The sequence below is a fragment of the Streptomyces sp. NPDC047072 genome, assembly GCF_040643855.1.
Taxonomy (GTDB): Bacteria; Actinomycetota; Actinomycetes; order Streptomycetales; family Streptomycetaceae; genus Streptomyces.
Map to the genome: position 1 here is coordinate 1 of NZ_JBEYVC010000188.1, position 20,707 is coordinate 20,707.

The window sequence follows — 20,707 nt, forward strand, 5'->3', positions numbered from 1 at the left end:
AGGGAGCAAGCAGCGGCAGCTGATGCACGCCCCGGGCAGACACCCGCGCGTTCACGAACCTTGACCGGCTACACCACGTGGCGGGACACCATCCGTGCGGGCCTCCAAGGGCGAAGAACCCACACGCGGATGGGGACGACGATCGCGCCTCCTGGTTCGGCGAGCAGGGTTGGGGAGAACCCCCGCGCACGCGGAGGTTGTTCGCCGGGAAAGAGCCGTTCGTGGTCGTGGGCGCCATGGTCCTTGCTTGCGCCAGGACTATCGCGTGCTCGCCTCCGCTCAGGTTGACCCAGAGGTCCTATGTCGTAGCTCTGCTGGTAGGCGAACCTGGCTACACAACGGCTACTCACCCCTGAGCCTGCCCGTTTCGACTCGCGCGCACCAGCGCCACCAATTCCCTCGACCGCCCCGCACCAATGCGTAATTCCTTGCGCAGTGATTCCGCCGAGACGGGCCGCTGATGCAACTCCCAGTGCTGAGCGTCTACTTGCCGAGCCCGAGCAAGGAGAGGGTCGCCAACCGCGGTTCCCTCGCCCATGGATGGATCGGCAGCGGAGCCCCCTCTCTGGTCAGCCGAGCGGTGGGCAAGAAGCTCGACCGCGAGCAGCAGCGCCACCGGCGGCCACCCCGCCACCAGCACCGGTTTCCACGTCAGAGCCGGCGCCGCAGCCACATTGGCCGCCAGGGACACCGCGATGCCGAGAAGAAAGGCCGCCCACACCACCAAGCGCGTACGCCGATCGCGCGCGACCGGCTGCTTCAGCACCCCGACCGTCGCCAGCAGAAGCAGGCCGTCCACCGACAGCGGCCACAGAGCTGCACTCGTCCGATCCGCCCCACCCTGCAACGCGAACTCCCGCTGATGAACATACGACGCGTACGCCGCTACCCCGGCAACCACCAGCGCCCCCGTACGCCGAACCCACATCTCCAGATCGCCCCCGAGTCGAACGCCGGGCCGCCTCACCGCCCCGCCCTCCCCCGAGCCGTCGGAAAAAAGCTCCCCTCGACCACGAGCTTCCCCGGCAAAACCCCAAGCTCAGACCGCCATACTTCTGCCCCGCGCCCCGCCGGGGGCGCCATGCAGAAGGTTGGTGCTGGAGCTCCAGCAAGGTGAGGGCTCCGGCGATGGGGCGCGCGGACGATGCGTACTCTGTCGGGCCATGTGCTATCACGCGTTCAACGGCGCTTTCCGGCACTACGTGTGCGTCGCGTGCCGGCTCTCCTTCAAAGGCAGTACGTGGCCGATCCGGAAGCGCATCTGTCCTGGCTGTCGTGAACAACTCGTCTTCGCCGGCTACGACTTCGCCGCGCCCCGGCGCCGCGACACGAAGGCATGGTCCGTCGTTGCGGCCGTGCTCGCTGAGGGGCTGACCTACGATCACCGGCCTGGCTGCGGCTGCTCGCGGCTCCCCTCCTTCCGGCCACGGACCCGAGCGCAGGTGCGTGTCCGGCGCCGTGCGGCCGAGCGGCTGGGTCTGCCTCTGTCGGTGACCCTCGCTCGCCGCGACGCCTTCACCTCGGAGAGCCGCGACGAGCAACCGCCCTCGCCGTCGGCCGCGAAGCGCGATACGGCCTGAGAAAGTCCCGCTGGGACCGGAGCGGTTCGGTGCGAGCCGTGCAGTTCTCCATGAGTCTGCGGGTGATCAGAAGGTGGATGGTCAGCCTCGTCTCCGACGGGGAGCGGGGCACCAGGAAGCCGCCGACCGTGGGGCAAGCGTCCAGGCTGCCGCCCGCCACCATCGTCCACAAACCGAACCCGTACAAGAACGAACCCCACCCCGTTGACCGCCACGACGCTCGTACTCGCGCACCGAACCACAACCAGACCAAAAGCGTTACGCATCCGAACCAGCCACCACACCAGGACGCAAAAGGCCCGGCCGACCGTGGAGGCGGTCGGGGGAATCAGCGGTGTGGAGGTCGGGCGTTGGGGATCGAGCAGTTGTCCATGTACGGGTACGCGTCGAAGGCGGAGGTGCTTGATGACGCGCGGCGGTACTGGAATCCGGGCAAGACGGCGTTCTGGCAGGGCGAGGGGGTTCCGCTCGTCGTCGGGGACCGGTCCGGGTACCGCCTGACCGATGTCGACGGACACGAGGTGATCGACGTCCATCTGAACGGCGGCACCTACAACCTCGGACACCGCAACCCCGAACTGGTGGACACCCTCACCCACGCCGTCCGGTATCTCGACATCGGCAACCACCACTTCCCCACCCCGGGCCGCGCCCGACTGGCCCGGCGGCTCGTCGAGGCGACGCCCGGCGCGGACAAGGTCGTCTTCGGGTCCAGCGGCGGCGAGGCCGTGGACGTCGCGCTCAAGAGCGCCCGGTACGCCACCGGCCGGCGGAAGATCGTGTCGGTCGTCAAGGCGTACCACGGCCACACCGGGCTGGCCGTGGCCACCGGCGACTCCCGGTTCTCGCGGCTGTTCCACTCGGACAGCCCCGCCGAGTTCGTCCAGGTGCCGTTCAACGACCTCGACGCAATGACGGCCGCGCTCGCCCGTGCGGACGCCGCCGCCGTGATCATGGAGACCGTTCCGGCCACCTACGGCTTCCCGATGCCCGAGCCCGGCTACCTGGCCGCCGTGCAGCAGGCGTGCCGGGCCACCGGCACCCTCTACATCGCGGACGAGGTACAGACCGGCCTCGGCCGGACCGGTGAGCTGTGGGGGGTCCACGCCGAAGGCGTCACCCCGGACATCCTGGTCACCGGCAAGGGCCTCGGCGGCGGCCTCTACCCCGTCAGCGCCGCCCTCCTCGGCCCCTCGGCGAGCGGCTGGCTGGAGCGCGACGGCTTCGCCCACATGGCGACCTTCGGCGGCGCCGAACTCGGCTGTGCCGTGGCCCTCAAGGTCCTGGAGATCACCCAGCGGCCCGAGACCCGCGAGAACGTCCGCCGACGCGTCGACCAGGTCGCCGAGGGCCTCGCGGAGCTGCGCGCCGAACTGCCCCGCGCGCTCACCGGGATCCGGCAGAAGGGGCTGGTCATCGGCCTGGAGTTCGGGGCCGTCGGCGCGAAGGCGGTCATGGCCGAGCTCTACCGGCAGGGCGTCTGGGCGATCTTCTCCACGCTGGATCCGGCCGTCCTCCAGTTCAAGCCCGGCCTGCTGCTCACCGAGACCGACACGGCCGAGATCCTCACCCGCCTGCGGAACGCCGTACGGAAGGTGACCGCCACCCATGCCTGACACCCCGCCCCTCATGCCCGACACCCCGCCACCCATGCCTGACACCCCGCCCCTCATGCCCGACACCCCGCCACCCATGCCTGACACCCCGCTCCTCATGCCCGACACCCCGCCGCCCATGCCTGACACCCCGCCATCCATACCTGACACCCCGCCACCCACGTCCGACACCTGGGACGGCCAGCTCACCCCCGCCCTCACCGCGTACGGCCGCAGCGCCACCCTGGCCGACGCCCGCCTGCTGAGCCTCTCCGAGAACGCCACCTACCTCTGCACCTTCACCGACACCCCCGACCCGCTCGTCCTGCGCCTGCACCGGCCGGGCTTCCGCACCCTCCCGCAGATCCGCAGCGAACTGATGTGGATCGAGCGGCTGCGGGCCGACGGCGCGGTCGACACCCCCGCGGTGGTGCCGACCCCGGCGGGCGAGCCGGCGGCGAGTTTCCCCGGTTCGGGCGGGGCGCTCCAGCACGCGGCGCTCTTCGAGTTCGCGCCCGGCGCCGAGCCGGACACCACGGACTTCGCGGACGTGATGGAGGTCGTCGGCCGGGAGACGGCCGCCCTGCACGAGCACGCGTCGCGGTGGCGGCGACCGGACGTCTTCACCCGGCCGGACTGGGACCTGGACAACCTCATCGGCGCCGCCTCACTGTGGGGCCGCTGGCGCGACAACCCCGACGTGTCCCCCGAGGGCGCCGAGGTGCTCGCCCGGGCCGAGGAGAAACTCACCCGCGCACTCGACGCGTACGGCAGGAGCCCGGCCGTCTTCGGCCTCATCCACGGCGACCTGCGCGCCGCCAACCTGCTCGTCGCCCCCGACGCCGTACGGCTCATCGACTTCGACGACTGCGGCACCGGCTGGTTCCTCTACGACCTGGCGTGCTCCCTGTCGTTCGTCGAGCACGATCCGCGGGCGGCGGAGTGGGTGGCCGCCTGGCTGCGGGGCTACGAGTCGCGCCGGCCGCTGCGGGAGGAGGACGTAGGGGCGGTGCCCGCCCTGGTGATGCTGCGCCGGCTGATGCTGGTCGCCTGGACGCACAAGCGCGGGGACACGCCCTTCGCCGCCTCGCTCCGGCCGGCCTTCGAGGCGCGGTCCGTCGAACTCGCCCGCCGCTACCTGGCCGACGACTACCTCACCGCCGTACGCCATGAGCACCGGGCGTGACCCGCTCGGCCCGGCGGCCGGCCGGGTCGCGGAGGGCGTGCTGGGGATGATCGGGCGCGGTGAGGTGCGCATGGGCGGACGGCTGCCCACCGAGCGCCGTCTGACGGAGATCTTCGGCGCCAGCCGGGAGTCCGTCCGGCGGGCGCTGGCCTGGCTGGAGGCGGAGGGCGAGGTGTGCCGGAGGCGCGGGAAGGCCGGCGGGACCTTCGCGCTGCGCCCCAACCCCAACTGGCCCGTCTACGGCTGGAGTCGGCTCGCGCACGGCCGCGACCGGGTGGTGGCCCGGCAGCCGGGCGTCGACGTGAGCGTTCCCGCGCTGCTGCGGCACCAGGACTTCGCCGAGGCGACCCGGGTCGTGTCCACGGGGCTGCGGCGGGGCGCCCCGGAGGTCTGCGCCGGGCTCGGACTGCCGGACGGGGCCGGGACGGTGGCCGTCGAGCGGGTGCGGTTCGCCGACGGAGTGCCGCTGTCGTGGGAGCGGCTGTTCGTCTCGGCGGCGCGCTTCCCCGGACTCCTGGACCAGGACCTGACCGGCTCCCTCTCCCAGGTGTTCCGCGACACCTACGGCGTCACCGCCCGCGAGGTCCGCGAACGCATCCGCGTCCGGCTCGCCGAGAGCCACCACACCCACCATCTCGACGTGTCGGTGGGCCAGCCCCTGCTCGCGATCACCCGCACGTCCCACGACCAGCACGGCCGGCCCCTGGAGTTCTCCTACGACCTCTTCCGCGCCGACCGCACCGAACTCCACGTCTCCTCGACGACCAACGCCCCTGTCGAGGAACCGACCATCAAGGAACCGACATGAACTCCCCGTCCCCGACCCGGAAGGTCGCCGTCGTCGGCGGCACCCGAGGCATCGGCGCCGCCGTCACCTCCACCTTCGTCCGCGCCGGGCACGACGTCCTGCTGACCGGGCGGAGCGTCCCGGACGTCGTCCTGGAGAAGTTCCGCGCCGAGGCGACGAGGGAGGGCCAGACCGTCGAGGGGCTCGCCCTCGACTCCGCCGCGCCCGACTCCGCAGAGCGGCTCGCCGAGGCGGTCTCCGCGCTGCTCGGCGGCCTCGACGTGCTGTGCCTCAACGCGGGGATCTTCCCGAACAGACCGCTGGCGCAGCTGACGTACAGCGACATCCGTGAGGTGTTCGCGGTGAACGTGGAGAGCCAGATGCTGGCCGTCGCCGCGTGTCTGCCGCTGCTGCGCGGCTCGGCGGCGGGGCGGGTCGTGCTCACCTCGTCGATCACCGGGCCCGTCACCGGCTTCCCCGGCTGGAGCCACTACGCCGCGAGCAAGGCGGCCCAACTCGGCTTCATGCGCACGGCGGCACTGGAACTCGCCCCCTACGGGATCACCGTCAACGCGGTGGCCCCCGGGAACGTGGCGACCGAGGGCCTCGACGGCATGGGCGAGGAGTACCTCGCGCAGATGACGGCGACGATCCCGCTGGGCCGCCTGGCCCGCCCCCAGGAGATCGCCGACGCGGTCGAGTTCCTCTCCGGGGAGCGGGCGTCGTTCGTCACGGGCCAGGTCATCACCGTCGACGGCGGCCAGACCCTGCCGGAGTCGCCGGAGGCGGTGCTCCCGGTGACCACGACCGCGCGAGGCTGAACGGCAAGTCATCGGACGGCCGGGGCACGAGCGCCGGTCGGGGAGAAGGCGCAGTCCGGCCTCTCCGCCTTGAACGGCCTGCTCAGTTCCCTGCGAGACGGGGGAAGAGAGCCTCGGCGCTGCCGCGGTCGATGGCGTCGAGCTGACCCGGCCCGAAGCCGTCGTACCCGTCGAGGAGGGAGTCGAGGAGCGTGCCGGTCTCCTCCGGGGCGAAGGGGAAGTCGCTGCCGTAGAGGATGTGCCCGGGTGCGGCGAAGGCCAGCAGGGAGGGCAGCGCGGCCGGGGTGGAGGACAGCGCGGTGTCGAAGTAGAAGCGCTGGAGGTCGGTCAGGATGCCCAGGGGTGTGGTGCCGGGGTTGAACTGGGCGCCGCCGGTGAACCGCCAGGCGGCGTACGGCAGGAAGCCGCCGGCGTGGGAGAGGATCACCTTCATCCGGGTGTGCCGGCTCATCACGCCGTTCAGCGTCATGTGGACGGCGGTGCGGGTGGTGTCGTAGGGGAAGTCCAGCAGCGGGCCGGGCATGCCCTCCAGCAGGGGCAGCGGCGGTGCGTCGGGGTGGATGAACACGACCGCCTCGCGGGCGTCGAGTTCGGCCCACAGCGGCTCGTACTCCTTGTCGCCGAGGTAGCGGCCGCGGACGTTGGAGAGCAGCACCACGCCGTCGGCGTGCAGGTCGTCCAGGGCGTACGTCGCCTCGGCGAGGGCTCCGTCGACGTCCGGGAGCGGGAGGCTCGCGAAGAAGCCGAAGCGGTCGGGGCGGTCCCTGGCCAGTTCGGCGGCGTACTCGTTGACCGTGCGGGCGACCGCGCGGGCCTCGGTGTCGTCGCCGAAGTGGGTACCGGGCGAGCTGATCGAGAGGACGCCGGTGGCGATGGAGCGGCGGTCCATCACGGCGAGCGCGCTGTTTCCGTCCCAGGCGGGGGTGGGCCAGCCCGCGGCCGTCGCGCCGTGGCGGTCCATCACGTCCCGGTAGGCCGGCGGGACGAGGTGTTGGTGGACGTCGATGCGATACGGAGAGGTCATGGGTTCTCTCGCCTCCTAATATTTAGGTGGCTAATCATTGCCCTGGTAAATTACACCTCCATGAGCAAGAAACACAACGCCGGACAGGCCACGGCAGGCGGACAGGCCACAGCGGCCGGGGGCGTCAGCTCGGTCGGGGACGTCGGCGCGGAGGAGATGGCGCAGGCGGCCGACGCGCTCTTCGTCGCCATGCGCCGGGCCCGCTCGGCGGGCGCCGACCACTACGGCGGACTCTCGCTGGCCCAGGTCGCCCTGCTCGAACCGCTGACCGCGCAGCCGGACCTGCCGGTGGGCCGGCTGGCGAGCAGCGCGGACGTCAGCGTGCCGACGGCCACGCGGATGCTCCAGCAACTGGAGACCAAGGGCATCGTGGTGCGCCGCCGGTCGGCGCAGGACGAGCGGCGAGTCCTGGTCAGCCTCACCACGGAGGGCGCCGAGCTGCTCACCACACTCCGGGAGCGGCTCCGGGAGCGACAGGCCCTCGCCTACGAGGCGTTCACGGCGGACGAACGCGTCCAGCTGGTCACGCTCATGCGCAGGCTCACGGAACTGGTCGCCGACTCCGACTGAGACGAGACGCTTGCACGCCAACGCGCAAGAAACTAGCCGAACGCTTGCCGCTCGACGCGTGCCGTGCTCTCCCGGACGATGAGCTCCGTACCCGCGAAGGTCGCAGCGGGCGGCCGACACCCGCTCTCCAACTGCCCGCGCAGCAGCCCGAACGCATCGCGCCCCAGCCCCTGGAAGTCCATGCGCACCGTGGTGAGGGACGGGGTGAGGAAGCCGGAGTGCGGGGCGTCGTCGAACCCGATGACGCTGACGTCTGCCGGCACCGCCCGCCCCGCGTGGTGGAGGGCGCGCAGCACACCGAGGGCCAGGTCGTCGTTGCCGCAGAGGACGGCCGTCACGCCGGGGTCGTCGGCGAGCCCGCGGCCCTCGTCGTAGCCGGCCCGGACGTCCCAGCCCTTGCCGCCGCGGAGGTCGGGCGGGGTGACCCCGGCCGCCTCCAAGGCCGTTCGCCAGCCCTGCGCTCGCGGGCCCTCCCGCCTCCGGCCATCCCCCGACGCCGGGATCGCCACGTAGTGCACGGTCGAATGCCCGAGTTCCAGCAGATACGCGGTGGCCGCACGGGCCGCCTCACGGTCGTCGGCCCACACGGCCGGACGCGGAGGGGTCCGACCGTGCGGCGGCGCTTCTACGACCGCGGCGCACGGCACGTCCAGGGGGACCCGTCCCAGAGCCGCCACACCGAGCCGGTCGAAGCCGATGACCATCAGCCCGCCCCCGTCGGCCACAGCCGAGGAGACCGTACGGTCCAGGTCCTCCTCGGGGGTGAGGACCTTCACGCCCAGGGAGTAACCGGCCGCCCGGGCTTCTTCCTCCACACCCTGCAAGGTCGCGGCATAGCCGTAGAGCGTCGTGTTCGACGTCAGGACGGTCACCGTCCTGGTCACCCCGCTCGCCAGAGCGAACGCGCTGGCGTTGCGCCGGAACCCCAGCGCCGAGATGGCCGCCTCGACCCGCTCGCGGGTCTCCCCGCGGACGTTCGGGTGCTTGTTGATGACCCTCGAAACGGTCTGGTAGGAGACACCGGCCGCCTGAGCGACGTCCCGAATACTGACCGTCTTGCGCGGTCTCCGGTCAGCGCCCGCCGGGCCGCCGACCCTTGTGTGACCGGTCACATCCATGGAAGGATTGTGAACGGTCACAACACTGCCCGTCAACAGATCGCAGAGGGGACCCCGTGTCGACCACCGCCGTCGAAGCAGCCGAGGCATCCCTTCTCTGGTCCCACGACACCCTCGGCCTGCAAGCCGTCGTGGACGCCACCGGCGCGGTCGGGCTGGGCCTGCCGGGCCAGGACCGGGAGCGCCTGCTCCCCCTCGTCGAGGTCACCGTCACCGGCCACGGGCGGAACTGGTCCGGGGAGCGCTTCATCGACAGCACGGTCGGCGCCCGCCTGGCCTACCTCGGTCACGAGACGGTGACACAGGAGGACCGGCGGAGCACGACGATCCGGCTCGCGGACCCCGTCACCGCCCTCGCCGCCGCCATCACCCTGACCACCTTCCCCGGCACGAACGCCCTCCGTGCACAGGTACGCCTGGTCAACGAGGGAGACACCCCGCTCCGTCTGGAGAACGTGTCGACCCTGGCGCTCGGCGGCATCGTAGACGCCGACGGCTCGCTGGACGGTCTCACCCTGCACTGGGCGGACAACGACTGGCTCGCCGAGTGCCGTTGGCGCCGGGCCGCCTTCCGCGACCAGGTCGTCCCGCTGAACCGGTCCGCCCACGGCCACGAGGGACGCGGCTGCTTCGAGCGGTACTCGCAGGGCAGTTGGTCCACAGGCCGGCAGCTGCCGACGGCCGCGCTCACCGACGGCTCGGGGCGCGCCTGGCTCTGGCAGATCGAGTCCAGCGGAGGCTGGCGCTACGAGACCGGCGAACGCGAGGGCGCCGCGTACGTCGCCCTGTTCGGCCCCGACGACGCCCACCACCAGTGGCATCAACTCCTGGCGCCCGGCGAGGAGTTCACCACCGTCCCGGCCGCCTTCGTCGCGGTGGAGACCGGCGGCCTCGACGCCGCGTTCGGTGAACTCACCGCCTACCGCCGCCGGATACGCCGTCCCCACCCGGACCACACCGCGCTCCCGGTGATCTACAACGACTACATGAACACCCTGATGGGCGACCCCACCACGGACAGGCTTTTGCCGCTCATCGAGGCCGCGGCGGCCGCCGGTGCCGAGGTCTTCGTCATCGACGCCGGCTGGTACGACGACGACGCGCAGGGCTGGTGGGACGCCGTGGGAGCGTGGGAGGCCTCCGAGAGCCGTTTCCCCGGCGGGATCCAGCAGGTCCTGGACGCCGTCAGGGACCACGGCATGACCCCCGGACTCTGGCTGGAGCCCGAAGTCGTCGGCGTACGCAGCGAGTTGGCCCGCACCCTGCCCGCCGAGGCGTTCTTCCGCCGGGGCGGCATCCGCGTCACCGAGCACGGCCGCCACCACCTGGATCTACGGCACCCCGCGGCCCGCGCCCACCTCGACCGGGTCGTCGACCGCATCGTGGGCGAGTGGGGGGTCGGCTATCTGAAGCTCGACTACAACGTCAACATCGGTCCCGGTACGGAGAACGGCACCGAGAGCGCGGGCGCGGGTCTGCTCGGGCACCACCGCGCCCACCTGGACTGGCTGGCCGCCCTCCTCGACCGGCACCCCGGGCTCGTCCTGGAGAACTGCTCCTCGGGCGGTCTGCGCATGGACTACGCCCAACTCGCCGTCACCCAGCTCCAGTCCACCAGCGACCAGCAGGACCCCCTGCGCTACCCGCCCATCGCCGCCGCGGCGGCCACCGCGGTCACCCCCGAACAGGCCGCCGTGTGGGCCTACCCCCAGCCCCACTTCAACGCGGACGAGATCGCCTTCACCCTCACCGGTGCGCTGTTGGGCCGTATCCACCTGTCCGGATTCCTCGACCGCATGGACGCCGAACAGTCCGGACTCGTCCGCGCCGCCCTCTCCGTCTACAAGGCCATCCGCCCGGAGATCCCCGCCGGCCTTCCGTTCTGGCCGCTCGGACTCCCCTCCTGGGACGACACCTGGATCGCCTCCGGCCTACGCGGTCCCTCGGCCACGCTGCTCACCCTGTGGCGACGCGAGCCGGCCACCGCCGAGAGCACCCGCGTCCTCACCATCCCCCACCTGCGCGGCACCCGCGTCCGGCCGACCGTGCTCCACCCCGCCGCCTCCGACGCCACGGCGACCTGGGACCCCGACGAGGGACACCTCACCGTCTCCCTCCCCCGCCCCGGCACGGCGGTCCTGCTGCGCCTCGGCACGGACCCGGCGTAGCTCAGGACGCGCGCCGGTAGACGCCCGCGCTCCGGCCCAGATGGCCCAGATCCACCAGGTAGCGGCGGAGCGACACATGGTCGATGTCGTCGCTCTCCTCGCACCAGGCCCGCAGCCTCTCGTTCACCGTGCGCTCGGGGTACTCGACGCCCGGATCGAAGGTCTGCTCGGCGATGTGCCGGAGCACCACCTTCTTACGGGTCCACCGCGCCGGCAGCCGCACGAGACGCCCGTCCCGGACGAAGGTACGCAGCACGAAATCGTCCCCTGAGGCTCCCGAGGCCCCGGACGCACTCGCCGCCGGATCCTCCTCGGCCCGTTCCCGCCGCGCCTGTTCCCTGAACACCTCGTACGCCACCGCCAGTTCCCCGTCCGCCCGCTCCGTCACCACGCCCTGCTCGGCCAGCCGATGCAGCGCCACGGCGGTCTCCCGCGCGGACAGTCCGGCCGCGCCGGCGACCTGCGCGGGGCTGCCGGCGCCGAGCGCCACCGCCGCGAAGGCGCGGACACGGTTCTCCTCGGCGAACAGACGGATGAGTCGACCTGAGTCGGTAGCCATGCCCGGAGGCTACGACAACGCCGGGGGCGGCTCCGAGCGATTTTTGAGTGATCCCCACATGAACACCGTTACCAGCCCAGGGCGCGGGCGTTGAAGGGGAAGTGCGGCGGCGCGAACGGCCGTCGCGCTCACCGAATCAAAGGAGAACGTGATGTCTCGCATCGCGAAGGCGGCGGGTGTCGCCCTCGGCACCGGTGCCGTGGTCATCGGCGGCGCCGGCCTGGCCCTGGCGGACGCGGGTGCCCAGGGCGAGGCCGTCGGCTCGCCCGGCGTCCTGTCCGGCAACGTCGTGCAGGTCCCGGTCCACATCCCGGTCAACGTGTGCGGGAACACCGTCGACGTGATCGGTCTGCTGAACCCGGCCTTCGGCAACACCTGCGCCAACGTCAGCGACGGCCCCGACAAGGGTCACCCCGGCCCGGGCGGTCACGGCCACGGCGGCTACGGCTACGGCGACTGATCGACCGTACGCACGAAAGAGCCCCGGCACCTCGAGCGCCGGGGCTCTTCCCGTGTCGGCGGCCCTTTGTCCACGACCCCTGCCGACAACCCGCCTCACGCGTACCGGTAGATCGCCGAGACGTCCTCCAGCTCGTCCGGCGTCACGTCCCACGGCGGCAGCTTCTCGTGCCGGGCCACGATCCGGTCGTGCTGCTCGTCGGTGAGGCCGGGGGGCCGCGCCGGGAGGTAGCGGGCGCCGGGGTGGCGGCGCTGCCAGCGGTACCAGCACAGGTCGACGAAGGCGTGGTGCAGCCAGAACACCGGGTCGTTGACGGACGCGCCGCCGAGCATCGCTCCGCCGACCCAGCGGTGCACCCGGTTGTGGTTGCGCCAGGCGACCGGTCCGCGTCCGCTCCCCCAGCCCTCCAGGCGGTTGCGGAAGCCCCTGGTGACCGTGGAGTCCCAGGGCGAGACGTCGTAGACCGGGTCGGCTAGCGCGGTGTCCAGCTCGCCGCGGGTCGGCAGGTCGATCGGGGACGCGGCGCGCCCGAGGTCCCGGGTGAGGAACTCCTCGTCCGTGACGCCCTCCTTGAGGGTCCAGTCACCGCTCGCGTAGGCGAACGGCCCGGTGGTCACCTGCCGGTCGGAGCGCCGGCCGTTGCCGCCGAGCAGGTCCCTGGTCCAGGGCGCGGACGTCGTCGTACGGTCGCGGGTCCAGTCCCAGTACGGCACCGTCACCGAGGAGTCGACGCGGCGCAGCGCCCGCTCCAGGTCGAGCAGGAACTGCCGGTGCCAGGGCAGGAAGGACGGTGTCATGTGGGCGGTGCGCAGGCCGCCCTCGCCGTCGGACACGTAGTGGTCGATGTGGATGCGCACGAACTCGTCGTACTCCCCACGCCGTTTGATCTCCAGCATCGCCTTCACGAACCGCCGCTTCTCGGCGGCGGTCAGGGTGCTGACGTCCTTACGCGTGTACGCCATGGTCTCCCCCCATGTTGTCCTGTTCCGGATCGCGCAGCTGCCGGCCGGGGCCGAGTTCGTCGACGGCGGCGCGGGCGGCGTCCAGCGGAGTGGCGTACGACCGGTAGTGGTCGACCATGCTCAGCCAGCTGCCGTCGGCGCGGCGCATCAGGTGCAGGGGCCGGCCGTCGACCGTGACGTGCCACTGGGCGCTGTCGAAGACGCGGCCGGCCGCGGCCGCCGAGGTTCTGATGCCGCGGATGTGGCGGCCGTGGTAGGTCTCGTCGAAGACGATGTCCGCGGGGGGTTCGGCCGCGCGGGTCAGCCTGGTCGCGACCACGACGGGCGCGAACGCCACGGCGACGGCCACCGGCCCGAACAGCCCGAGCAACAGATCCCGACGGCTCACCCGTGCGGTCCCCCCTCTCCCCGCCGCCGCCTTAGCCCCCACCACTGCCCCACCAACACTCACGGCCATCGCTACTCCTCCGCTCCAATACATCCGTACGGCTAACCGCCAACCACCCGACTCGGTCACCGTCGGGGGGCCGGGGAGGTGAATCGAGGGAGTGCGGGGGGCCGAGGGGGGCCGTGAGGGGGGCGGGGCCGTGAGGGGAGGCCACCGGGGGAGTCACCCCGGGGGGAGGCCACCGAGGGGGCGCAAGCGCGGGGAGGGAGCGGGCCCGCGAGGGGGCAGAGGCGTTGAGAGGGACGGGGAGGCGCAAGCGTGTCCGGGGCGCCGAGAGGTCGGGAAGCGACAAGGGGGGTTGGGGGCCGCCGAGGGAGTGGGGGGTGCGCTGCGGTCGCCGAAGGGGTTGCCCGGATGCGCCGGACCACGGAGGGGGCCGACGAGTGCGCTGGGACCACCGGAGGGGCTGACGGATGTGCCGGGACCGCGGAAGGTGGCTGGCGGATGTACCCGGAGACGCCCACGGAGCCCGGCCGGGGGTTCCGGAAACGCCGAGGGGGCCCGGGCACATCCGCCCAGGCCCCCTCCGGTTCAGCCCCGTCGCCCCACAGACCGTAGCCCGTGGCCAAACAGGCGGGCCCCGTCGCCCCGCAGGCCAGAGCCGCCCGCCCCGCAAGCCCCCGTCGCCCTGCGGGCCGGAGCCAGCCGTTCTACAGGCCCGCGCCCGTTACCAGGTCCGCGCCGGGGACCGTCTGGAGGACTGGGGCGAGGACGCCTACCTGGGGGAGCTTGGCGTCCGGGAGGCCGTAGTTGTCGGGGTTCGGGGCGGTCAGGGGGGCGTCGACGGTCAGGCCCGGCGCCAGCGTGCGCAGGTCCGAGGCCGGGGCCGCGACGCCGACGTGGTCGAAGTCGTCGCCGAGGACGTGCGGCAGCGGAGCCCGCAGGCCCGCCCCCGGCAGCGCCCCACCGATCGGCACCTGCGGCAGCACCCGCTCGGGGATGAGCCGGCCCTCGACGTACTGCGGCCCCTCGGGCGCGCCCGGCGTCAGCAGCGGAAGCTCCGCGCCGAGCTTCGGCAGCTGCATGCCGAGGGAGTTCTCGACGCCCTCCAGCGGCACGGGGACCGGAACCGTGTCCACCGCGGCGGCGGGGGTCGCGGCGCCCACCGCAGCGGCTACGCCCGTGATGACGGCGGCGATGGTTCCTCGGGTGGTCGACTTCATCTCAGGTACGGTGCCTTTCGGGAATCGGGAAGCTCAACGTCCTTCCCCCGTAACGATTCCGGGCCCGGTACCAGCGCAAGATTCCCCCGACTGCCGCAGTAATCAGACGTACGGCAATCAGCTCGTCCAGAAGTCCCACCAACGCGTCAGGACCAGCATTCCGACGATCCCGATGTGCAACACCGGCAGCACCCAGGTGAATTCGGCGAGGAACGACCTCAACACGGCCGGTGCGGGCAGGAGTTGCTCGCGCACGACCAGCGAGGTCACGTACCAGAACATGAGAATCGTGGCGACCCACGCCAAACAACACCACAGGCACAGCGCGTTGATCCGGTACAGCGACTCGAACTGCAGCCAGGACACGAACCCGACGCCGAACAGACACCCCGCGTCGAAGGTCAGCCAGTACCAGCGGGGGAAGCGGACGCCGGTCAGCAGACTCACGCCCACGCAGACCACGATCGCGTAGGCCACCAGGCCCAGCATCGGGTTGGGGAACCCGAACGCCGAGGCCTGGTCGCTCTTCATGACGCTGCCGCAGGACACCACCGGGTTCAGGCTGCACCCCGGCGTGAAGTCCGGATCCTCCAGCAGCTTGAACTTGTCCAGGGTGATCACCCAGGCGGCCAGCAGCCCGGCCGCCCCGGTGAGCACCAGCAGGACGGCGAACGCGCGCGAGGCGCCCGCGGTCCGTGCCATCAGCCGCGCAGGCTGCGGGCCGGCAGCACGATGTGCGCCGCCGCGTTCAGCGTCTCCTCGGCACCCGCGAAGGCGGCCAGCGCCTCCGGGTCGACCGGCTTGCCCGGCTCGGCCTCCGGCCAGGGGCGGGTGGTGAACACGAAGTAGGCGAAGCCGCGTTCGCCGACGGCCGCGAGCCACTCCGGCGGCGGGACGCACTGGGCGTTGAAGCCGGGCATGTTGACGACGGCGGAGCCGGACTCGACGAGCAGGCTGACCGGGATGCTCGGCTTGGCCTTGCCGTCGACGAGGTCGCCGCCGACCGGCAGGCCGTTGTTCTCCAGCAGCGCCTCGACGGCGGCCGTGGCCGCCTCGGGGCCGCCGGCACCGTCCCCGAGTGAGTAGGCGAGGAGGTAGGGCATGTCGCCGTCGGGGGCTTCGCCGCTCCAGGCCATGACGACCAGGGTGCCCAGGTCGGCGGCGTTGAAGGGGCGGGTTTCGCTTGAGGTTGAGGTCACCGCGCGACCATAGCGACGCAGGGGAAGGCGTCCGGCCGCGTTCTCACCCGACCGGACGAGTGACCGCGCCCGCTCCACACGAACGAGGGATGCCCGCACGCGAACCTGACGGGGCCGGTTCCGCACGGTACGGAACCGGCCCCGTCGGCGCGGAAGCGCGGGGCATCAGCCGAGCGGGAGCCCGCCGAGCAGACCGCCGGAGTTCAGCGTGGTGGTCGCTTCCTTCACGGTGTTCAGGACGGAGTCCTTGTTCTCGGTGTCCAGGGCCTGCGACTGGTGCTGGAGGGGCATCGCGTCCGCGGGCTGGAGGTCACCGCTGGTGAGCGTGTTCACGGCGCCGTTGAGGCTGGTGGGCGTGACGTCGGCGGCGTTGTACGCGAACGCGGGCGCGGCGGCACCGGCGAGGGCCAGGGAACCGGCAACCACTGCGGCGGCCTTCAGGGACTTCATCGGATTCCTCTCCTTACGAATTCGGACGCCTTGTCCAACGACTTCTCGCGGAAGGGGAAACCCTGCACGACGTAATTGGGCTTTCATGAAAAAGCCGTTGTGCCGGCCTTTCGAAAGACCGGCACAACGGGAGAGTTCCGCGAAACACCTCAGGAGGTGGGCAGCAGCCCACCCACCGCGGGCGGCGAGACCGGCAGACTCGGCGGGCTGACCGGCAGGCTCGGCAGCGGCGGCAGCCCCGCCAGGCTCGGTGCGGGCAGTCCGCCGCTGAGCAGGGTGGCCGCGAGGACGTTGACGAGGCCGGTCAGCACGCCGGTCACGGCCGGGACCACCTTCGTGGGGTCGCCGGAGGTGACGGCGGTGAGCAGGGTCTCGACCGCCTTCTGCAGCGCGGCGAGCGCGTCTGCCACGAGATCGGCGGGCAGCGCGGCCCGCGCCTTGGAGTCGTCCCCGACCCGCGCGACCCCGGGCAACGCGGGCAACGAGCTGGTCGGCAACGCACTGGTGGGAAGCGCACTCGTCGGCAGCGCACTGGTGGGCAGCGCACTGGTGGGCAGCGCACTGGTGGGCAGCGCGCTCGTGGGCAACGAGCTGGTCGGCAGCGCACTCGTCGGCAGGGAACTCGTAGGCAGCCCCCCGGTGGGCAACGCACTCGTCGGGTCCGCCGCGTTCGGCGTAGCCGGCAGCGTCGTGGCCGGCGGGGTGACCGGCAGCGCGGCGGGCGGGGTGACCGGTGCCGCCGGTGCCGCCGCCGTGACCTTCGCGATCGCGCTCTTGACCGCGTCGACGAGCTTGGTCGCCTCCTCCGGCGAGAGCTGCCCGCCGTCCGCCTTCAGTACGGCGTTGAGGAGGTCGGTGACGGGGGTGAGCACGGTGCCGAGGTCGCCGAGGGCCTTGACCTGGCCGAGCAGACCGTCCGCGCCGGGCAGCGGCGCCTTCGCCGCCGTCCGGACATGCCTGGCCGAGTCGTTGTCGGCCGCCACCGCGGCCGGCCCGGCGAGGCCGATCAGTAGGGCTCCGCAGAGCACGGAGGCGGCGACGCGCCGGACGGGCAGACCACGCATGGGTGTTCCTTTCGATGCACGAGGATCTTGTGCCCACCGTGAAAGCGCTCACCGCGCTCTGCAACCGAGCGATCGCAACGAGCAATCGGCCCCGTCCCACCCGAACGGCATCACCCCTGGTGAGGGCCATGACAAACCCGACCGGCCGCACCGACGCCCCGATCCCCCGTTCGGGGCAACACCCCGGACGCAACGGCCCACAAGAGAACCGGCCGGCCCCCCGTGATGGATTCACGGGAGGCCGGCCGGCGAAAGGAAGTGAGTCGACGTCAGTCGTTGACGCACTCGTTGCCGAACGCGGGGTTCAGCAGACCGATGACGTTGACGGTGTTGCCGCAGACGTTGACCGGGACGTGGACCGGAACCTGGACGACGTTGCCCGACAGCACGCCCGGGGAGTGGGCAGCGGCGCCCTGCGCGCCGGAGTCGGCGACGGCGAGGCCGGCGCCACCCGCGACAGCGGCGGCCGCAACGGTCGTCAGGGCCAGGCCCTTGGCGATACGCGACATGGAGAGGTGCTCCTTGGGTTGAAACAAAACATCCGGGCGGGGATGCCCGGCGCTGTGTCAACGCGTGGCGCGCCCGCGGGTTGTGCCCCCAATGGAGTGATCTCACCGGAGTCCACCCTTCACCATTTAGACACACTTGTCTGCTTTCACCGGATTAATACGCATAGCGGCTAGAGTTGCGGACCTCCCGACGCACCCCTATAGGCATCCCATCGCACGCATAGGGGCCCGAACCTTCCGGAAGGGCAACGCCGGTCATGAGAACGTCCCCGGGTCCGCCGCTGCGCCGCGCCCTGGCTCTCGCCCTGACCCTCCTCGCCGTCGCGGCCGCACCGCCCGCCCCCGCCGCGGAGGCGGGGCGCGTCCCCTTCGCCGAGCGCTACCGCGCGCTGCAGCACGGCGGCCTCGTCCGCGCCGCCAACACCTCCATCACCTGCCGTACGGCGAGCGCCACCTGTCCGGGCGAGGCGTCCAACGACGGGACCGACATGTTCTACGTCGACGTCGACCGTGACCCGAACACCTACAACTCCTCCCGCGCGGAGGTCCGGCTGCCGGCCGGCGCGCGGGTGACGTACGCGCGCCTGTACTGGGGCGGCAACCTCCGGGTGGGCGAGCAGAAGCCGCCGAAGGACGACGGCCGGGTGCTGATCGCCGAGCCGGGCGGCGACTACAAGGAGCTCCTCGCGGACACGCTCATCGGCCACCGGGTGGCCCAGGGCGCGGACGCCTACCAGGCCTCGGCGGACGTCACGGAGCTGGTGCGGGCGAGCGGTTCGGGTCTGTACACGGTGGCCCAGGTCAACGCGGCCATGGGCAGGTCCGCGGCCGGCGCCTGGGGCGGCTGGACGCTGGTGGCGGCGTACGAGAACCCGGCGGAGCCCCTGCGGCACCTCGTGCTGTGGGACGGCTTCGACACCCTGGACCCCGGCGTGACGGCACGGATCCGGGCGCCGTTGCCGAAGGGCGCGGGCGGCCGCGTCGGGCTCGTCGCCTACGACGGCGACCGCGGCCGTACGGGTGAATCGTTCACTCTTTCGACTGACAGCCGGTCGGGGGGAACCTTCACCGATGCCGCCAACCCCCGTACAGACGTACTGAATTCGACCATCAGCGAGCCCGGCACCGCCCCTGCCCTGCGGATGCCCTCCCCCTCGAACACGCTCGGCTACGACTCCGATGTGTTCGATCTCGGCAAGGCGCTGCGGTCCGGTGGTGACCAGCTGGCCTTCCGGCTCGTTTCCCAGCGCGACGCGGCGTGGGCCGGAGCGCTCTTCGTCGCCGTCGACGCCCGCAAGTGAGGCGCGTTCCCGCCCCTCCCGAGCATCACCCGTGAACGAGGAAACGCGCATGCACCAGTCAGCCACCGGCCTTCGGCCACGGGTCCTGCACCTCACCCAGCCCGTGGACGGCGGGGTCGCCCGTGTGGTGACGGACCTGGCGCGGGCCCAGCTAGCGGCCGGTCTGCACGTCACGGTCGGCTGCCCGGACGGGCCGCTCGCCCCCGCGCTGCGGGCGCTCGGCGCCGAGGTGCGCCCCTGGCAGGCGACCCGCTTGCCGGGACCGGCGCTCGCGCGGGAAGTACGGCAACTCGCCCGGCTTCTCGCGCAGTCGCGGCCCGACCTGGTGCACGCGCACAGCGCGAAGGCCGGTCTCGCGGGCCGGCTCGCGGTGCGGGGCCGGATCCCGACCGTGTTCCAGCCGCACGCCTGGTCCTTCGAGGCGGTCGGCGGCCCCACCGCGGCGCTGGCGCTGCGCTGGGAACGGCAGGGGGCGCGCTGGGCGCACCGGGTGGTGTGCGTGAGCGAGGCGGAGCGTGCGACCGGCGTGCGCGCCGGGATCGACGGCCGCTGGAGCGTGATCCCCAACGGCATCGCGGCCGAGCGCTTCCACCCCGCCGCCGTCCACGCCGTACGCGCGAGCCTGCTGCCCGATGTCGATCCGGCGGCGCCGCTCGTGGTGTGCGTCGGGCGGCTGTGCCGGCAGAAGGGGCAGGACGTGCTGCTGCGCGGGTGGGAGGCGATCCTCGCGCGGGTGCCGAACGCCCGCCTGGTGCTGGTCGGCGACGGCCCGGACGCCGCCGCGCTCCGGCTGCGCGCCCCCGGTTCCGTGCTGTTCGCGGGCGCCGTCGCCGACACCGTGCCCTGGTACCAGGCCGCCGACCTGGTCGTCCTGCCCTCGCGCTGGGAGGGCATGGCGCTCGCCCCGCTGGAGGCGATGGCGTGCGGGCGGCCCGTGGTGCTCACGGACGTCGACGGCGCCCGCGAGAGCCTGCCGGCCGCGCTCGCCCCGCGCTGTCTGGTACCGCCCGGGAACCCGGCCGCGCTCGCCCGTGCCGTCTGTGGCCTGCTGCTCGACCCGCTGCTGCGCGAGTCGCTCGGCCATCTGGGGCGTCGGCACGTCCTGTCCACGCACGACGTACGGCACACGGCCGAGGCGGTGGCCGGCGTGTACCGCGAACTCCTCGGCGCCGCGCAGAGACCTGCCGTGCCCACCGAGTACAGGGAGTCCATCCACTCGTGACCGCGGAAAGCACCGTCCCGTCGCCCGGTGGGCAGCCACGGGACCTGAGATTCTCGCCCGTCGCGCTCATGCCGTCGCGCGGCGCCGCCCCCGGCTTCCGGTTCCCGCTGCGCCGTCCGCAGACCCGGCCCGCCTCGCCGGTGCCGCTGCTGGCCGCCGACGTCGCCGCCGCCGTCCTGGGCGCCCTCGCGATGGCGGAGGCGCTGCGCCACCCGCTGCTGGTGGCGCTCCTTGTGGCCGCGTCCATGCTGCTGCGCCCCCATCCGACCCGGCCGGTGCCGGGCATCCTCGACGAACTGCCCGTCGTCTGCGGCCGGATCGCGGTCGCGTGGCTCGCGGTCGCGGCGCTCGTGGCGGCCTACGACCCGGACCGGGCGCTCGGCGCCGGCACCCTCGCCGGCGGCTTCCTGATCCAGTCGACGGCGGCCTGCGCGGGCCGCGGCACCGTGCACTGGCGCAGGCGCGCAGCGCTCTTCATGGGTTCGAGTAAATCCACTCTTTTTCTCGTGCCTCTCCATTCC

General features: G+C 72.3%; 22 protein-coding genes and 1 pseudogene. 11 read left to right on the forward strand and 12 right to left on the reverse strand.

Features of this window, described 5'->3' with window-relative positions:
- Window positions 1–346: 346 nt before the first annotated feature.
- Complete coding sequence (locus tag ABZ896_RS44505; RefSeq protein WP_360942273.1) at window positions 347–928, reverse strand: DUF2637 domain-containing protein; 582 nt, start codon at window positions 926–928, stop codon at window positions 347–349.
- Window positions 929–1,163: 235 nt separating this feature from the next.
- On the opposite strand from ABZ896_RS44505, the gene ABZ896_RS44510 reads away from it, so the two are divergent.
- From ABZ896_RS44510 to ABZ896_RS44530, 5 genes are all read left to right on the forward strand, one after another.
- Window positions 1,164–1,580: a hypothetical protein gene (locus ABZ896_RS44510; protein WP_360942213.1), complete on the forward strand. Its 417-nt coding sequence runs from the start codon at window positions 1,164–1,166 to the stop codon at window positions 1,578–1,580.
- Window positions 1,581–1,930: 350 nt separating this feature from the next.
- On the forward strand, window positions 1,931–3,196 hold the full coding sequence (locus ABZ896_RS44515) for an aminotransferase class III-fold pyridoxal phosphate-dependent enzyme (RefSeq protein WP_360942216.1): 1,266 nt from the start codon (window positions 1,931–1,933) through the stop codon (window positions 3,194–3,196).
- 76 nt (window positions 3,197–3,272) lie between these two features.
- Entirely contained in the window at window positions 3,273–4,361 is a 1,089-nt protein-coding gene (locus ABZ896_RS44520; protein WP_360942219.1) for a phosphotransferase, read from the forward strand.
- Window positions 4,345–5,169 carry a GntR family transcriptional regulator gene (locus tag ABZ896_RS44525; RefSeq protein WP_360942222.1) on the forward strand — a complete coding sequence of 275 codons (825 nt, stop codon included), beginning with the start codon at window positions 4,345–4,347 and terminating at the stop codon, window positions 5,167–5,169. Before ABZ896_RS44520 ends, ABZ896_RS44525 begins: the two co-directional genes overlap by 17 nt.
- Complete coding sequence (locus tag ABZ896_RS44530) at window positions 5,166–5,969, forward strand: SDR family NAD(P)-dependent oxidoreductase (protein ID WP_360942225.1); 804 nt, start codon at window positions 5,166–5,168, stop codon at window positions 5,967–5,969. The genes ABZ896_RS44525 and ABZ896_RS44530 overlap by 4 nt, the downstream gene beginning before the upstream one ends.
- 82 nt (window positions 5,970–6,051) lie before the next feature.
- Here the strand turns inward: ABZ896_RS44530 and ABZ896_RS44535 are convergent, their stop codons facing one another.
- Complete coding sequence (locus ABZ896_RS44535; protein WP_360942228.1) at window positions 6,052–6,993, reverse strand: amidohydrolase family protein; 942 nt, start codon at window positions 6,991–6,993, stop codon at window positions 6,052–6,054.
- Window positions 6,994–7,053: 60 nt separating this feature from the next.
- On the opposite strand from ABZ896_RS44535, the gene ABZ896_RS44540 reads away from it, so the two are divergent.
- Window positions 7,054–7,563: a MarR family transcriptional regulator gene (locus tag ABZ896_RS44540; protein ID WP_360942231.1), complete on the forward strand. Its 510-nt coding sequence runs from the start codon at window positions 7,054–7,056 to the stop codon at window positions 7,561–7,563.
- A gap of 32 nt (window positions 7,564–7,595) precedes the next feature.
- Here the strand turns inward: ABZ896_RS44540 and ABZ896_RS44545 are convergent, their stop codons facing one another.
- Entirely contained in the window at window positions 7,596–8,681 is a 1,086-nt protein-coding gene (locus ABZ896_RS44545; protein WP_360942234.1) for a LacI family DNA-binding transcriptional regulator, read from the reverse strand.
- A gap of 131 nt (window positions 8,682–8,812) precedes the next feature.
- Here ABZ896_RS44545 and ABZ896_RS44550 point away from each other — a divergent pair, with 131 nt between their 5' ends.
- On the forward strand, window positions 8,813–10,849 hold the full coding sequence (locus ABZ896_RS44550; RefSeq protein WP_360942276.1) for an alpha-galactosidase: 2,037 nt from the start codon (window positions 8,813–8,815) through the stop codon (window positions 10,847–10,849).
- Between the two features lies 1 nt (window position 10,850).
- On the opposite strand, the gene ABZ896_RS44555 is transcribed toward ABZ896_RS44550, so the two are convergent.
- Complete coding sequence (locus ABZ896_RS44555; RefSeq protein WP_360942237.1) at window positions 10,851–11,408, reverse strand: DUF2087 domain-containing protein; 558 nt, start codon at window positions 11,406–11,408, stop codon at window positions 10,851–10,853.
- Between the two features lie 151 nt (window positions 11,409–11,559).
- Here ABZ896_RS44555 and ABZ896_RS44560 point away from each other — a divergent pair, with 151 nt between their 5' ends.
- Window positions 11,560–11,868: a chaplin gene (locus tag ABZ896_RS44560; protein WP_360942240.1), complete on the forward strand. Its 309-nt coding sequence runs from the start codon at window positions 11,560–11,562 to the stop codon at window positions 11,866–11,868.
- 95 nt (window positions 11,869–11,963) lie between these two features.
- Here ABZ896_RS44560 and ABZ896_RS44565 read toward each other — a convergent pair whose 3' ends face one another.
- From ABZ896_RS44565 to chpG, 8 genes are all read right to left on the reverse strand, one after another.
- Window positions 11,964–12,830: a tyrosinase family protein gene (locus ABZ896_RS44565; protein WP_360942243.1), complete on the reverse strand. Its 867-nt coding sequence runs from the start codon at window positions 12,828–12,830 to the stop codon at window positions 11,964–11,966.
- A complete protein-coding gene (locus ABZ896_RS44570; RefSeq protein ID WP_360942246.1) occupies window positions 12,814–13,287 on the reverse strand; it encodes a tyrosinase cofactor in 474 nt (157 codons plus the stop codon). Before ABZ896_RS44570 ends, ABZ896_RS44565 begins: the two co-directional genes overlap by 17 nt.
- Window positions 13,288–13,928: 641 nt before the next feature.
- The gene (locus ABZ896_RS44575) at window positions 13,929–14,441 is read right to left on the reverse strand and encodes a hypothetical protein (RefSeq protein WP_360942249.1); all 513 of its coding nucleotides are present in this window, start codon (window positions 14,439–14,441) and stop codon (window positions 13,929–13,931) included.
- A gap of 117 nt (window positions 14,442–14,558) precedes the next feature.
- A complete protein-coding gene (locus ABZ896_RS44580; RefSeq protein WP_360942252.1) occupies window positions 14,559–15,143 on the reverse strand; it encodes a vitamin K epoxide reductase family protein in 585 nt (194 codons plus the stop codon).
- Window positions 15,143–15,640 carry a DUF5949 family protein gene (locus ABZ896_RS44585; protein WP_360942255.1) on the reverse strand — a complete coding sequence of 166 codons (498 nt, stop codon included), beginning with the start codon at window positions 15,638–15,640 and terminating at the stop codon, window positions 15,143–15,145. Before ABZ896_RS44585 ends, ABZ896_RS44580 begins: the two co-directional genes overlap by 1 nt.
- A gap of 165 nt (window positions 15,641–15,805) precedes the next feature.
- Window positions 15,806–16,090 (reverse strand): hypothetical protein, encoded by a 285-nt coding sequence (locus tag ABZ896_RS44590; RefSeq protein WP_360942258.1) that lies wholly within the window; start codon window positions 16,088–16,090, stop codon window positions 15,806–15,808.
- 149 nt (window positions 16,091–16,239) lie between these two features.
- A complete protein-coding gene (locus tag ABZ896_RS44595; protein ID WP_360942261.1) occupies window positions 16,240–17,154 on the reverse strand; it encodes a hypothetical protein in 915 nt (304 codons plus the stop codon).
- Window positions 17,155–17,423: 269 nt separating this feature from the next.
- Window positions 17,424–17,663, reverse strand: coding sequence for a chaplin ChpG (chpG, locus tag ABZ896_RS44600; RefSeq protein ID WP_360942264.1), 240 nt, complete (start codon window positions 17,661–17,663; stop codon window positions 17,424–17,426).
- A gap of 257 nt (window positions 17,664–17,920) precedes the next feature.
- On the opposite strand from chpG, the gene ABZ896_RS44605 reads away from it, so the two are divergent.
- The 3 genes and pseudogenes from ABZ896_RS44605 to ABZ896_RS44615 all read left to right on the forward strand — a co-directional run.
- Window positions 17,921–18,964: a DUF3344 domain-containing protein gene (locus ABZ896_RS44605; RefSeq protein ID WP_360942267.1), complete on the forward strand. Its 1,044-nt coding sequence runs from the start codon at window positions 17,921–17,923 to the stop codon at window positions 18,962–18,964.
- Window positions 18,965–19,013: 49 nt separating this feature from the next.
- Window positions 19,014–20,186 (forward strand): glycosyltransferase, encoded by a 1,173-nt coding sequence (locus ABZ896_RS44610; RefSeq protein WP_360942270.1) that lies wholly within the window; start codon window positions 19,014–19,016, stop codon window positions 20,184–20,186.
- A pseudogene (locus ABZ896_RS44615) lies at window positions 20,183–20,707 on the forward strand (transferase); the annotation flags it as partial. The gene ABZ896_RS44610 and the pseudogene ABZ896_RS44615, both read left to right, overlap by 4 nt.

What these genes read in the sequence shown, in the direction of transcription:
- ABZ896_RS44570 (WP_360942246.1), bottom strand. Translation starts at nt 13,287, where the DNA reads ATGGCCGTGAGTGTTGGTGGGGCAGTGGTGGGGGCTAAGGCGGCGGCG.
- ABZ896_RS44520 (WP_360942219.1), top strand. Translation starts at nt 3,273, where the DNA reads ATGCCTGACACCCCGCTCCTCATGCCCGACACCCCGCCGCCCATGCCT.
- ABZ896_RS44555 (WP_360942237.1), bottom strand. Translation starts at nt 11,408, where the DNA reads ATGGCTACCGACTCAGGTCGACTCATCCGTCTGTTCGCCGAGGAGAAC.
- ABZ896_RS44580 (WP_360942252.1), bottom strand. Translation starts at nt 15,143, where the DNA reads ATGGCACGGACCGCGGGCGCCTCGCGCGCGTTCGCCGTCCTGCTGGTG.
- ABZ896_RS44505 (WP_360942273.1), bottom strand. Translation starts at nt 928, where the DNA reads ATGTGGGTTCGGCGTACGGGGGCGCTGGTGGTTGCCGGGGTAGCGGCG.
- ABZ896_RS44525 (WP_360942222.1), top strand. Translation starts at nt 4,345, where the DNA reads ATGAGCACCGGGCGTGACCCGCTCGGCCCGGCGGCCGGCCGGGTCGCG.
- ABZ896_RS44560 (WP_360942240.1), top strand. Translation starts at nt 11,560, where the DNA reads ATGTCTCGCATCGCGAAGGCGGCGGGTGTCGCCCTCGGCACCGGTGCC.
- ABZ896_RS44540 (WP_360942231.1), top strand. Translation starts at nt 7,054, where the DNA reads ATGAGCAAGAAACACAACGCCGGACAGGCCACGGCAGGCGGACAGGCC.
- ABZ896_RS44565 (WP_360942243.1), bottom strand. Translation starts at nt 12,830, where the DNA reads ATGGCGTACACGCGTAAGGACGTCAGCACCCTGACCGCCGCCGAGAAG.
- ABZ896_RS44530 (WP_360942225.1), top strand. Translation starts at nt 5,166, where the DNA reads ATGAACTCCCCGTCCCCGACCCGGAAGGTCGCCGTCGTCGGCGGCACC.
- ABZ896_RS44510 (WP_360942213.1), top strand. Translation starts at nt 1,164, where the DNA reads ATGTGCTATCACGCGTTCAACGGCGCTTTCCGGCACTACGTGTGCGTC.
- chpG (WP_360942264.1), bottom strand. Translation starts at nt 17,663, where the DNA reads ATGTCGCGTATCGCCAAGGGCCTGGCCCTGACGACCGTTGCGGCCGCC.
- ABZ896_RS44610 (WP_360942270.1), top strand. Translation starts at nt 19,014, where the DNA reads ATGCACCAGTCAGCCACCGGCCTTCGGCCACGGGTCCTGCACCTCACC.
- ABZ896_RS44595 (WP_360942261.1), bottom strand. Translation starts at nt 17,154, where the DNA reads ATGCGTGGTCTGCCCGTCCGGCGCGTCGCCGCCTCCGTGCTCTGCGGA.
- ABZ896_RS44605 (WP_360942267.1), top strand. Translation starts at nt 17,921, where the DNA reads ATGAGAACGTCCCCGGGTCCGCCGCTGCGCCGCGCCCTGGCTCTCGCC.
- ABZ896_RS44590 (WP_360942258.1), bottom strand. Translation starts at nt 16,090, where the DNA reads ATGAAGTCCCTGAAGGCCGCCGCAGTGGTTGCCGGTTCCCTGGCCCTC.
- ABZ896_RS44535 (WP_360942228.1), bottom strand. Translation starts at nt 6,993, where the DNA reads ATGACCTCTCCGTATCGCATCGACGTCCACCAACACCTCGTCCCGCCG.
- ABZ896_RS44545 (WP_360942234.1), bottom strand. Translation starts at nt 8,681, where the DNA reads ATGGATGTGACCGGTCACACAAGGGTCGGCGGCCCGGCGGGCGCTGAC.
- ABZ896_RS44575 (WP_360942249.1), bottom strand. Translation starts at nt 14,441, where the DNA reads ATGAAGTCGACCACCCGAGGAACCATCGCCGCCGTCATCACGGGCGTA.